The sequence below is a fragment of the Vibrio sp. 10N.222.52.B7 genome, assembly GCF_041474275.1.
In the GTDB taxonomy this organism is placed as follows: domain Bacteria; phylum Pseudomonadota; class Gammaproteobacteria; order Enterobacterales; family Vibrionaceae; genus Vibrio; species Vibrio crassostreae_C.
On sequence record NZ_JBFRTU010000062.1, the window covers coordinates 4,921 to 17,127 of the forward strand.

Annotated in this window: 11 protein-coding genes; 9 read left to right on the top strand and 2 right to left on the bottom strand. The window is 45.5% G+C overall.

The window, feature by feature from the left end; all coding sequences use genetic code 11:
• Window positions 1-21: 21 nt before the first annotated feature.
• Window positions 22-1,755, bottom strand: coding sequence for an arginine--tRNA ligase (gene argS, locus AB4512_RS15675; RefSeq protein WP_017062384.1), 1,734 nt, complete (start codon window positions 1,753-1,755; stop codon window positions 22-24).
• 347 nt (window positions 1,756-2,102) lie between these two features.
• On the opposite strand from argS, the gene AB4512_RS15680 reads away from it, so the two are divergent.
• A complete protein-coding gene (locus tag AB4512_RS15680; RefSeq protein WP_372175160.1) occupies window positions 2,103-2,699 on the top strand; it encodes a VOC family protein in 597 nt (198 codons plus the stop codon).
• A 315-nt stretch (window positions 2,700-3,014) separates the two neighbouring features.
• Here AB4512_RS15680 and purU read toward each other — a convergent pair whose 3' ends face one another.
• On the bottom strand, window positions 3,015-3,848 hold the full coding sequence (gene purU / locus AB4512_RS15685; protein WP_136978848.1) for a formyltetrahydrofolate deformylase: 834 nt from the start codon (window positions 3,846-3,848) through the stop codon (window positions 3,015-3,017).
• Window positions 3,849-4,149: 301 nt separating this feature from the next.
• Here purU and AB4512_RS15690 point away from each other — a divergent pair, with 301 nt between their 5' ends.
• From AB4512_RS15690 to rnd, 8 genes are all read left to right on the top strand, one after another.
• Window positions 4,150-4,350, top strand: coding sequence for a hypothetical protein (locus tag AB4512_RS15690; protein ID WP_017062381.1), 201 nt, complete (start codon window positions 4,150-4,152; stop codon window positions 4,348-4,350).
• A gap of 160 nt (window positions 4,351-4,510) precedes the next feature.
• Window positions 4,511-6,439, top strand: a complete 1,929-nt coding sequence (locus AB4512_RS15695) for an ATP-dependent DNA helicase (protein WP_017063417.1) — start codon at window positions 4,511-4,513, stop codon at window positions 6,437-6,439.
• Window positions 6,440-6,498: 59 nt separating this feature from the next.
• Window positions 6,499-7,200, top strand: coding sequence for a tRNA (adenosine(37)-N6)-threonylcarbamoyltransferase complex dimerization subunit type 1 TsaB (gene tsaB / locus AB4512_RS15700; protein WP_017062379.1), 702 nt, complete (start codon window positions 6,499-6,501; stop codon window positions 7,198-7,200).
• A 72-nt stretch (window positions 7,201-7,272) separates the two neighbouring features.
• Window positions 7,273-7,578, top strand: coding sequence for a hypothetical protein (locus tag AB4512_RS15705; protein WP_017062378.1), 306 nt, complete (start codon window positions 7,273-7,275; stop codon window positions 7,576-7,578).
• Window positions 7,579-7,613: 35 nt separating this feature from the next.
• On the top strand, window positions 7,614-8,174 hold the full coding sequence (locus tag AB4512_RS15710) for a Slp family lipoprotein (RefSeq protein WP_017067373.1): 561 nt from the start codon (window positions 7,614-7,616) through the stop codon (window positions 8,172-8,174).
• Between the two features lie 48 nt (window positions 8,175-8,222).
• Window positions 8,223-9,074, top strand: a complete 852-nt coding sequence (locus AB4512_RS15715; RefSeq protein WP_372104737.1) for an alpha/beta fold hydrolase — start codon at window positions 8,223-8,225, stop codon at window positions 9,072-9,074.
• Window positions 9,075-9,180: 106 nt separating this feature from the next.
• Complete coding sequence (fadD, locus tag AB4512_RS15720; RefSeq protein WP_017062375.1) at window positions 9,181-10,875, top strand: long-chain-fatty-acid--CoA ligase FadD; 1,695 nt, start codon at window positions 9,181-9,183, stop codon at window positions 10,873-10,875.
• 143 nt (window positions 10,876-11,018) lie between these two features.
• Window positions 11,019-12,137, top strand: a complete 1,119-nt coding sequence (gene rnd / locus AB4512_RS15725) for a ribonuclease D (protein ID WP_017062374.1) — start codon at window positions 11,019-11,021, stop codon at window positions 12,135-12,137.
• Window positions 12,138-12,207: the final 70 nt, after the last annotated feature.

The window sequence follows — 12,207 nt, forward strand, 5'->3', positions numbered from 1 at the left end:
GAATCTCGAATCTCGAATCGCTTACATGCGCTCTAGAGTGTCGATACCTAGAAGCGATAGACCTTGCTTGATCGTCTTCGCTGTTAGTGCAGCAAGCTTCAGACGGCTCTGCTTAACAGCTTTGTCTTCAGCAACTAGGATAGGGCAAGCTTCGTAGAAGCTAGAGAATTGACCAGCTAGTTCGAATAGGTAGCTACACATGATGTGTGGTTGACCTTCACGAGCAACAGACTGTACTGCTTCTTCAAACTGTAGAAGTTTCGCGATAAGCGCTTTCTCTTTCTCTTCAGTGATTTTGATTTCACCTTCAAGCGAGTCCATAGAAATGCCAGCTTTAGCAAATACAGAAGCAACACGAGTGTATGCGTACTGCATGTATGGTGCTGTGTTGCCTTCGAATGCAAGCATGTTGTCCCAATCGAACACGTAGTCAGTAGTGCGGTGCTTAGAAAGGTCTGCGTACTTAACCGCTGCCATAGCAACAGTGTTCGCGATCGCTTTCTTCTCGTCTTCTGCTAGTTCTGGGTTCTTAGATTCGATTAGCTGCGCTGCACGAACTTCGGCTTCATCAAGAAGATCAGCAAGACGAACAGTACCGCCTGCACGAGTCTTAAATGGTTTACCGTCTTTACCTAGCATCATGCCGAATGCGTGGTGCTCAAGAGAAACAGATTCTGGGATGTAACCTGCTTTACGAACGATAGTCCAAGCTTGCATTAGGTGCTGGTGTTGACGTGAGTCGATGAAGTAAAGAACGCGGTCTGCGCCTAGTTCTTCAAAACGGTATTTTGCACAAGCAATGTCGGTTGTTGTGTAAAGGAAGCCGCCGTCGCGTTTCTGGATGATAACGCCCATTGGGTCACCATCTTTGTTTTTGTATTCGTCTAGGAATACAACCTGTGCGCCGTCATCTTCTTTTGCAAGACCTTGCTCTTTTAGGTCAGCAACGATAGTTGGAAGCATGTGGTTGTACATGCTTTCGCCCATTACGTCATCACGCGTTAGAGACACGTTTAGGCGATCGTAGTTGCGTTGGTTTTGAATCATTGTTACGTCAACAAGCTTCTTCCACATCTCTGCGCAGAACTCGTCGCCGCTTTGTAGTTTAACAACGTAGCCACGTGCTTTAACTGCGAACTCTTCGTCTTCATCGTAAAGCTTTTTAGATTCACGGTAGAAGCCTTCAAGGTCAGCAAGTTCCATTGAAACTTCGCCAGACTCAGCCTGAACGCGCTCAAGGTTTGCGATAAGCATACCAAATTGAGTACCCCAGTCACCGATGTGGTTAGCACGGATAACGTTGTGGCCTAGGAACTCAAGAGTACGAACGACCGCATCACCGATGATGGTTGAACGTAGGTGACCAACGTGCATCTCTTTCGCAACGTTTGGTGCAGAGTAATCCGCAACAATTGTTTGTGTTTCTGCTACTGCAACACCAAGGCGAGAATCAGCCAATGCTGCGTCTGCTTGTTGTGCTAGGAAAGCTTCATCTAGGAAGATGTTAAGGAAACCTGGGCCTGCGATTTCTACTTTAGAAGCGATACCGTCTAGGTTTAGAACGTCCAATACTTTTTGAGCAAACTCTCGAGGATTAGTGCCTAGTCGCTTAGCAACGCCCATAACGCCGTTTGCTTGGTAGTCACCAAATTGTGGTTTTGCAGATTGGCGAACAGCCGCAGGAGAGCCTGCAGGTGCGCCTGCGGCTTCTAGAGCCTGAGATACTTTGTCATTAATAAGTGCTTGGATATTCACACGCGTTTCCTTCAATTCAAGGATGATAAGAGTGGCCGTTATTTCGAGGTCATTAAATTGGTTAATTATGCATCTAGTTAACGATTTAATGCCGAAATGAACAACAGACACTGTTTAAGTTCACAAAAATGGCGTTAATCATACCAATTTTGTGGGGGTTCTTATAGGTCGAATTGATAGAAAATTAACATTTCCTGAGTGGTTTTTGACAATCGACTTTTAGCAAGACGCGTTTGCATGTTTAAGGAGCGAAAAGAACATAGTTATTGAGTGTTTTTTGTAAAAGCAACGCTTGTTGCAAAAGGCAAAACTGATAACATGCAGCCATTATTTGGAGAACACAGACAATGATGATGAGCCTGAAGCAAGCTGAACTAGAACCACAACAAATGATCGCCCGCCTTGATACTTTTATGGCAAAAATCGAGAGCCTAAGAAATACATTAGGTTTGGATTTAAGCTTTGCTCAAGCGGATCATATTGCGCTGCGAATCAATGACACTGAGCTAGCGAAATCTGCCCATCAAGCGTGGTCTGAGTACGGCTCTATGATTTCTGAGGCGATGATTAATGGTCGTCCAATTGTGGTGTTGGCTTTCGATGAACCCTTGCAAAGCCTTGGCTGGAAAATTGAATGTTTGGAGCTGCCATATCCAGCAGAAGGTAAGATTTACCCAAGCCAAGATTGGGAACATGTAGAGTTTGTGATTCCTTCTCATGCCCAAACAGCTGATGAGTATCTAGCGGATCTTAAAGAAACTTACCCGCAGTTCGCTGCTAACTTTGAAACGCTGGGTGAGCAAGGCGTTAAGATCAAACTCTCTAGCCCGAAAGGCGAGGGTGAACGCTTGAATAACCCAACAGTGGCTTTTAAACATCAAGGGATTTGCATCAAGCTGCATCCACACTCTTTGAAGAAGATTGTGGAATCAGAACAGGCTTAATTTGAATAGAGAGTTGCTAGGAAAGAGATTCCTGATCTCGCCTTGGCTCGTCGGAATGACGGGGTGTTCGATGAAATTTGCCAGAGTCTATCTTTGGATAGTGACAGACTGAGCGTTCGAGAGCGTATGTTAGAGCCTATAGCTCGAAGGTTCATCACCGAGTTCGTCATTCCCGATAGCGACGAAGGAGCGTAGTCGGGAATCTCTCAAAGCGAGTCTGATCATCAGATACAAAAAACGCGCGATGGGCTTTCCCTATTGCGCGTTTTTTATTGGGTTCTAACTGGAAGTCTTACCGGAAATCGAATATCCGATTTACAGAATTACAGTCTTGTTGCCGTAAACAAACACATGATCATTGATCACCTTGTTTAACGCCTTACTTAATACATTCTTCTCTACGTCACGACCGGCTTGTGCCATGTCTTTCGCGCTGAAGTTGTGATCTACAGGGATAACATCTTGCTTGATGATTGGACCTTCATCCAAATCATTCGTCACAAAGTGTGCCGTTGCGCCAATGATCTTCACGCCGCGCTCATACGCTTGTTGGTATGGCTTCGCGCCAATAAATGCTGGCAAGAAGCTGTGGTGGATATTGATGATCTTGTGGTTGTATTTTTCAACAAAACCTGGTGTCAGCACTCGCATGTACTTAGCCAAAACAAGGTAATCCGCCTCGTACTGGTCAATCACTTCTAGCATCTTCTTCTCATGTTCTTCACGGTTTAGCCCTTCGTGAGAAACATGGTGGTAAGGGATGTCAAAACGCTCGGTTAGGCTTTGTAGAATGTCGTAGTTACCGACAACGGCCGCAATTTCAACGTCTAAGCTGCCATCGAAGTTCTTCATTAGAATGTCGCCAAGGCAGTGTGCTTCCTTGGTCACGAGTATCACAACACGCTTGCGAGACGAATCAACAAGCTTACGTTTCGTATTTGGTGGCAGGGCTTGATCTAAATCGGCAAGTAAGGTTTCGTCATTGAAATACCCTTCAAGCTCGGTGCGCATAAAGAAGTGGCCACTTGTGTTATCTACGAACTCATTGTTGTGCACAATATTGAGTTGGTGTTTGTAACAAATGTTGGTGATCTTCGAGATGAGGCCTGGGGCATCAGTACAATGTGTTAGTAAAGTTTTTCTTTCCATTTGCATCTTACTTCCATGAAATGTTGCACTTATTATATGAAATCGGGATTCTTCAAATTTAATGCAGGCCGTCGAACGGTGAACTGAGCCGCAATATCACCGTTATAATTAATCTATTATCAAGTTGGTTTCAACAAATTCTGCTGCTGATTTATCGCTTTGATAAATTGTTTGATATAGAAATATCAGTTTTTAGATAGAAAAACAGGCAGAAGCTTCATTTTTAAAAGTTTTGACCGTAGTACGCATTTGAACTTCAACCGAGGCATTTACGCCTTGGCCAAAAATAGAGGTGATACTTATGGATAAAGAGTTACTAGCCAAAAAACTGTACTGCAAGCGAGTGAATTCATTGGCGAGAGGTACCGAATTAGATGGTCATGTTCTAGATGAAATGTGGGAAAGTAAGACCTCACCAACCGATGCAGCGAAAGCCATACAGCCTGGTGATAACCATTTTGAAGGTGCTCCTTGGCTATCACGTTATCTCAGTCGAAAATAAAAACGATTCTCTAATTCCTACTTCTTCAATTCTTACCTTCAAGGTAACTTAAGCCACGTCAAGCCAAACCAAACACCTCCGGTGCGAAGTCATTCTTGATTCGCGCCGGCTCACTAAACCTGCCATAATTCTCCTTCTCTTTTTCTAAACTTCGTACTCTATGATATCTAAAACGTTTTCTGCTGATGGCGCTCTGGGCAAAGCTATCCCTGGGTTTCAACCAAGACAAGCTCAGTTAGACATGGCTGAAGCGGTTTCACAAGCTATTGAAAATCAAAGCCAGTTGGTTGTTGAGGCTGGAACAGGTACTGGTAAGACGTTTGCTTACCTAGTGCCTGCGCTGCTTAGTGGCAAGAAAACCATCATTAGTACGGGGTCTAAAAACCTTCAAGAACAGCTGTTTCACCGAGATTTACCCTTGATGGTCGATGCGCTTGGCTTTTATGGTCAAGTTGCGTTGCTCAAAGGACGTTCAAACTATTTGTGTTTGGACAGACTCAGCCGCCAAATGATTGAGAGTCATGGTGCTCATACCGATCCAACGCTGCTGGCTCAGTTAGTCAAAGTTCGTAGTTGGTCGTCATCCACTCAAACGGGTGATTTAGGCGATTGTGATGATATCGCTGAAGACAGCCCGGTTATTCCAACCATTACCTCGACCAATGATAATTGCTTGGGTAAAGAGTGCCCAAGCTATACCGATTGCTTTGTGCTTAAAGCGCGTAAAAAAGCGATGGATTCCGATGTGGTGGTCGTAAACCACCACCTTTTCCTAGCTGATTTGGCGATCAAAGAAACCGGATTTGGCGAATTGATACCTGAAGCTGACGTGTTTATTTTCGATGAAGCACATCAACTTCCTGACATCGCCAGCCAGTACTTCGGACAATCGGTTTCCAGTCGACAGATCCAAGAGTTAGCCAAAGACATTGAAATTGCTTACCGAACTGAAGCCAAAGACATGCGTCAGCTACAGAAAGTAGGGGATAGGCTCGTTCAATCGTCAGCCGATCTGCGTATTGTGCTTGGTGATACCGGCTTTCGTGGTAACTGGCGCGAAGCTTTGAAATCCGAGTCGATTGCACGCGAGTTAGTTCGTTTGCAAGATGCTCTGCAACTTGCTGTTGATGTATTGAAGTTAGCACTTGGGCGAAGCCAGCTGTTAGATACCGCTTTCGAACGCGCAAATATGATTAAGTCGCGTATCGAACGTGTGTGCGATGTGTCGATCACTGGCTATTCGTATTGGTATGACACTACACCGCGCCACTTTGCTCTGCATATCACACCGCTTTCTGTCGCCGATAAATTCCACGAACAGATTGAGCTGAAGCCGGGCGCATGGGTGTTTACCTCAGCAACCTTGGCGGTGTCGGATGATTTCGAACACTTTACTTCTCGATTAGGGTTAAAACCGTCGGCACAGTTTTCACTGCCGAGCCCGTTTGATTATCCGAATCAAGCGCGCTTGTGTGTCCCTCGTTATCTTCCAGAACCGAATAGCCCCGGTCTCGCGGATAAGCTAGTAAGAATGCTGACTCCTGTGATTGAGCAAAACCAAGGCCGCTGTTTCTTCTTGTGTACTTCACACAGCATGATGAAAGAGTTGGGGGAGCGATTCCGTGAAACCCTCTCGGTTCCCGTTCTATTGCAAGGTGAGACAAGTAAGCAAAAAACCTTAGCCGAATTCATGGAATTAGGTAACGCATTGCTGGTGGCTACAGGTGCTTTCTGGGAGGGGATAGATGTTAGGGGCGACGCATTAAGCTGTGTTATCATCGATAAATTGCCCTTTACAGCCCCTGATGACCCTTTACTTAAGGCTCGAATCGAGGACTGTAAGCTAAAAGGGGGTGATCCTTTTGCACAAGTACAGTTGCCAGACGCTGTGATTACCTTGAAACAAGGTGTCGGCCGATTGATACGTGACAAGCGCGATAATGGTGCTTTGATTATTTGCGATAACCGATTGGTGACTCGCGATTACGGTGGCATATTTTTGGCGAGTTTACCGCCTATCCCTCGTACACGTGACTTAGGGGTCATTAAGGAATTCTTAGCTAAAGACCATTCAACCGCTGCTGAGTAATTGGCATTGTTGAGTTTAGCCATTATTTTTAGATTAGATAACGAATATTTGAGACACAAATGAGCGCGAAAATTCTTGCAGTAGATACCGCAACTGAAAACTGTTCAGTTGCATTAGTAATTGGTGATCAGGTGTTCGCACGTAGCGAAGAGGCTCCTCGAGACCATACAAAGAAAATTCTACCTATGGTGGATGAAGTACTGAAAGAAGCGAATGTCGCTTTAACCGATATCGATGCTATCGCGTTTGGCCAAGGCCCAGGCAGTTTCACGGGTGTGCGTATTGGTATTGGTATTGCTCAGGGCTTGGCTTTTGGTGCGGATTTACCAATGATTGGTGTCTCTACACTGGCAGCGATGGCGCAAGGCAGCTACCGTAAATTTGGTGAAACTCACGTTGCGACAGCGATTGATGCGCGCATGAGTGAAGTATACTGGGCTCGTTATAGCCGTGAACAAGATGGTCGTTGGACTGCGGTTGATGCCGAATGTGTAACGCCACCAAGTGAACTGGCTGCGCAGTTAGAAGCAGATTCTGAAATATGGGCGAAAGTCGGTACCGGCTGGGAAGCTTATGCCGAGCATATGGATACACTTGCGATCAACACCAAAGCGTGTGAAGTGCTATTCCCAGAAGCTCAAGATATGGCGTTCCTTGCTCAATTTGCTTACGCAGAAGGTAAAGCGGTTGCAGCAGAAGAATCTGAGCCAGTTTATCTTCGTGACAAAGTGACTTGGAAGAAACTGCCAGGTCGCGAATAATTTTTACAAGGTTCTGATGCAAATTAGGTCTAAATGCGTATTATTTAGATTTGAGAGGGCAGATATTTAGTCATGGTATCAATTAACAACTTACCTCCTTCTTCGATAGGCAGCACGTCTAAGCCGAATCGAATTAAAAAGAAGGAGCAGGCAAAAAAATCTGATGCTAGCACTGCGGTTGGGCAACCGACTAAGGTCGCTAATGCTGTTTCTCACTCTATTCGTCAAGTTAAAGAGTCTGAACTACACAAGGCTCAAATCCAGTATGATCTTCCAGAAGGCCGAGGACGTAAGGCTATGGAAGAGTATATGGATGTAATGAATCAGGCGAAGAAAGAAGAACTTGCAAAGCTTATCGGTGTCGATATCTACATCTAGAGCTTCTTATTAATGCCTGTTTAAGGACCAGAACCATGTCAAATTATCTCTCTAAATTACGCTTAATAGCCCTTTCTCTTGGTGTCTTGGTACTTGCCGGGTGTTCATCACTTCCTAGCGAACTTGAAGCAAAATCAGAGCCTGTAATTAGTGATTACCAACAGTGGGTCGACCAACTACCGGAGGCGAAAAGTGTTCGATTGGGTGGCGTCATCTCTAAAGTAACTAACTTGAAAGATAAGACTCGAATCGAAGTTGCTAATATGCCGATTTCGAGTAGCGGTAAGCCAGACCTAGACGCAGAGCCAAGCGGACGTTTTGTAGGTTATATTGAAGGGTATGTTGAGCCTCTAAGTTTTGCAGAAGGCCGTCTGATTACACTGGTTGGTCAGTCAAGCGGAAGTGAAGATGGAAAAATAGGGGAATACCCTTACATCTTCCCTGTGATGAAAGTGGACAACCAACGACTGTGGAACATCACTGAGCGTGTTGTTGTTAACGATTTTGCACCAACCTACTACTCGTGCAGAAGTTTACATTGTCGCAGTTTTCAAACGATGCCAAGACAAGGTCGAGTGATACAGGACGTAGAGTAATTAACTTTTTAGACGTTGATTGCGCAAACAGATGGAACTAAGTGTTTGATGATTGAAAAGTCATACTCCCTTGCGAGCGGGACGCTTGCAACACAACAGATTGGCAACCCACAAACGACCGCAACGACGGTCGTTTTTATTCATGGGTGGTTGGATAATTCGTCCAGCTTTAATCCGGTTATGCAGCAAGTCGCCAAGTTTGCGCCCAATGCTCACCTTGTTGCTATCGATCTCTTCGGACACGGCTTCTCGTCGCACAAATCGGGAAGTTACTACCCATTTCATGATTATATTGATGACTTGCATCAGTTGGTGACTAAATTATCGCCAAACAGACTGGTACTGGTAGGACATTCACTTGGTGCATTGATAGCAAGTTGCTATAGTGCCGCCTTTCCTGAAAAGGTGTCAGGATTAATTCAAATTGAAGGTCACGGACCTCTTTCTGAAGCTCCCCACGAAACAGTCTCTCGCTTGAGGGATGGGGTACTCAGTCGTCTTCGACAGCGAAGAAAGCCTTCACGTCCTCTGGCAAGCCTTGAGGATGCTATTAAGCTGAGAGCTCACGCCAACCAAATTAATGCTGAATTAATCGCTCCTATTGTTGAGCGAGGTATTGTCGAGTTCGAGAACTCTTGGCAATGGCGATGCGACCCTAATCTAAAATGTGACTCGTTATATCGAATGTCACAGGCGCACGCTGAAGCGATTATGGCGGCTATTGAATGCCCTCAACTTATAATCCTAGGGAATGATGGATTCCGACATTTGCAGCATAATCGCTACAAATCAGTGCATAGTCCTCTGCATATAGAGACTGTTCCTGGCGGACATCATTGTCATTTAGAGAGCCCAGAGCTAGTTTCAGAGCTAATTCTTGGTGTAGTTAACAAAATTTAAACAAGTGTTTGAGCCTTTTAGTGCTCATGCACTAAAGCTGTGCTGTAATACCGCAATGATAAAAAGCGGCGAAGCAGTCGTCAGCTGATAAACGAGGAGTAACATCGTGGATAAACCTTGGCTTTCACGTTATCCAAGTGACGTACCAGAAACGATCAACCCAGATCAGTACCCATCTCTTGTAGAAATGTTTGAACAGTCGGTACAGAAGTACGCGGACCAACCTGCATTCGAGAACATGGGCTCGATTATGACATTCCGTAAGCTTGAAGAGCGCAGCCGTGCTTTTGCCGCTTACCTACAGAATGACTTGAAACTGAAGAAGGGCGATCGCGTCGCGCTAATGATGCCAAACCTACTGCAATACCCAATTGCACTATTTGGTGTATTGCGTGCAGGTATGATTGCAGTGAACGTCAACCCACTGTACACACCTCGTGAGCTTGAACATCAACTGAACGATTCTGGTGCAAAGGCGATTGTTATCGTATCTAACTTTGCGAGCACGCTAGAGAAAGTCGTTGATAATACGCCGGTTAAACACGTTGTTCTAACCAGCCTAGGGCAAATGCTGCCACGCGCGAAAGGGACCATTGTCGACTTCGTAGTGAAATACGTAAAAGGCATGGTGCCTAAGTATGATCTGCCGGGTGCTATCTCATTCAGAAAAGCGCTGCACAAAGGCCGTCGTCTTCAATATGTGAAGCCGTTCATGGCGGGTGATGACATCGCGTTCCTACAGTACACAGGTGGTACTACGGGTGTAGCGAAGGGCGCAATCCTAACGCACCGCAATATGATTGCGAACGTACTGCAAGCGAAAGGGGCTTACGGTCCTGTCCTTCAAGAAGGCCGCGAGTTGGTTGTAACGGCATTACCGCTTTACCACGTATTTGCACTGACGGTGAACTGCTTACTGTTTGTAGAGATGGGTGGCCGTAACCTTCTAATTACTAATCCTCGTGACATTCCTGGCTTTATTAAAGAGCTGCAAAAGGTTCCGTTTACCGCAATTACCGGCGTAAACACCTTGTTTAATGCGCTAGTTAATAACGAAGATTTCCACGAGTTGGATTTCAGTAACCTACGCCTATCTGTTGGCGGCGGCATGGCGGTTCAACGCGCTGTTGCTGAGCAATGGAAGAAAGCGACAGGCATTCACCTATTGGAAGGCTATGGCTTAACTGAGTGTTCACCACTGGTAACGGGTAACCCATACGACCTGAAAGACTACACAGGTGCTATCGGCCTACCAGTACCATCGACAGAAGTTCGTATTGTTGATGATGAAGGTAAGGTTATTGCTAATGACCAAGTAGGCGAGCTACAAGTTCGTGGCCCTCAAGTTATGCAAGGTTACTGGCAGCGCCCTGAAGCGACCAAAGAAGTGATCGATCAAGACGGTTGGTTATCGACAGGTGACATCGTTAAGTTTGATGACGAAGGCTTGTTGTACATCGTTGACCGTAAGAAGGACATGATTCTTGTATCAGGCTTCAACGTCTACCCGAACGAGATTGAAGACGTTGTGGCTCTGCATGGTAAAGTGCTTGAAGTAGCAGCTATCGGTCAACCTCATGAAGTGTCTGGTGAATTGGTTAAGATCTACGTTGTGAAGCGTGACCCTAGCCTGACCAAAGAAGACATTATCGCGCACTGTCGTGAGCACTTAACGGGTTACAAAATCCCTAAATTAGTCGAGTTCAGAGATGATCTTCCAAAGACTAACGTAGGTAAGATCTTACGCCGCGTACTGCGTGAAGAAAACGATGCAGAACTTGCGAAACGCGCTAGCGAATAATTAGCCCGTTTGCGCGAAAGTACTGCACCAAAACCATTGAGGCGCTTAATCTAAGCGAGCGCTGAAAAATGGTGTTAGAATGCCGACAGTTAATGTCGGCATTTTTGTATCCGGCGATCAAATAGAAACCTGTGAGAGTTTTTGTGGATTATCAAATCATTACCCAATTGAAAGACCTTGAGCGAGTTTGCCAACAAGCACGTGAAGCCGATGTCGTTATGCTTGATACGGAGTTCGTTCGTACTAGAACCTATTACCCTCAATTAGGCTTGATTCAGTTATTTGATGGTGAAACGCTGTCACTGATTGACCCTATTGCTCTTGATGACATGACACCGTTCGTTACCTTGTTGAAAGACGCATCAGTATTGAAAGTGCTGCACGCGTGCGGTGAAGATTTGGAAGTGTTCCAGAACGCATTTGGCTGTACACCAACACCAATGGTTGATACACAGATCATGGCGGCTTTCTTAGGTCATGGTTTATCAACGGGCTTTGCTGCTCTGGTTTCAGAGTTTGTCGGTGTCGATCTCGATAAGAGTGAATCTCGCACAGACTGGCTAGCGCGTCCGCTTTCTCAAAAACAATTGGACTACGCAGCAGCAGACGTGCATTACCTAATGCCAATGTACAACAAGCTTCTAGAAAAAGTGATGGAAGCTGGCTGGTGGGAAGCGGCTCAGCAAGAGTCTGATTTACAAGTTGCCAAGCGCATTCGTAAAGTAAACCCAGATACAGCCTACCTTGATATTAAAGGGGCGTGGCAGCTTAAACCTAAGCAATTAGCGATCTTACGACCTCTAGCAACTTGGCGTCTAAAAGAAGCAATCAAGCGCGATTTAGCGCTGAACTTTGTCTTCAAAGAACAAGACCTATGGGCTGTGGCGCGTTTTGCGATGAAAGATCCCAAGCACATGGAGCAAGAGGGTTTTGATTACCGCTCTGTGCGTCGCCATGGTGCGAAGATCAGCTCAATTGTTAAGTTAGCTGAACATACACCAGAAGAAGAGTACCCAGCACCAGTAGAACGTCTAATGGACTTCCCTGGCTACAAGCAACTCTTCAAAGTGCTGAAAGATGAAGTGAAAACAGCATCACAACACAGTGGTTTGGCGACGGAATTCTTGGCATCGAAGAAGCAACTTAACCAAATGTTAAGCTGGGTGTGGAAGCACGATCGTAACCCAGAAAAGCTGCCTGATGTTATGCAAGGCTGGCGTTTAGATGTGGTTGGCGAAAAGCTGAGTAAAGCGATCAAATAACCGCTTGCTGCTTTAAAGCCTAACTTAGTTACAGTTATAAACTGCAGATACAAAAAAGAGAGCCTAGGCT

What these genes read in the sequence shown, in the direction of transcription:
- AB4512_RS15680 (WP_372175160.1), top strand. Translation starts at nt 2,103, where the DNA reads ATGATGATGAGCCTGAAGCAAGCTGAACTAGAACCACAACAAATGATC.
- AB4512_RS15695 (WP_017063417.1), top strand. Translation starts at nt 4,511, where the DNA reads ATGATATCTAAAACGTTTTCTGCTGATGGCGCTCTGGGCAAAGCTATC.
- AB4512_RS15705 (WP_017062378.1), top strand. Translation starts at nt 7,273, where the DNA reads ATGGTATCAATTAACAACTTACCTCCTTCTTCGATAGGCAGCACGTCT.
- AB4512_RS15710 (WP_017067373.1), top strand. Translation starts at nt 7,614, where the DNA reads ATGTCAAATTATCTCTCTAAATTACGCTTAATAGCCCTTTCTCTTGGT.
- purU (WP_136978848.1), bottom strand. Translation starts at nt 3,848, where the DNA reads ATGGAAAGAAAAACTTTACTAACACATTGTACTGATGCCCCAGGCCTC.
- AB4512_RS15690 (WP_017062381.1), top strand. Translation starts at nt 4,150, where the DNA reads ATGGATAAAGAGTTACTAGCCAAAAAACTGTACTGCAAGCGAGTGAAT.
- AB4512_RS15715 (WP_372104737.1), top strand. Translation starts at nt 8,223, where the DNA reads ATGATTGAAAAGTCATACTCCCTTGCGAGCGGGACGCTTGCAACACAA.
- tsaB (WP_017062379.1), top strand. Translation starts at nt 6,499, where the DNA reads ATGAGCGCGAAAATTCTTGCAGTAGATACCGCAACTGAAAACTGTTCA.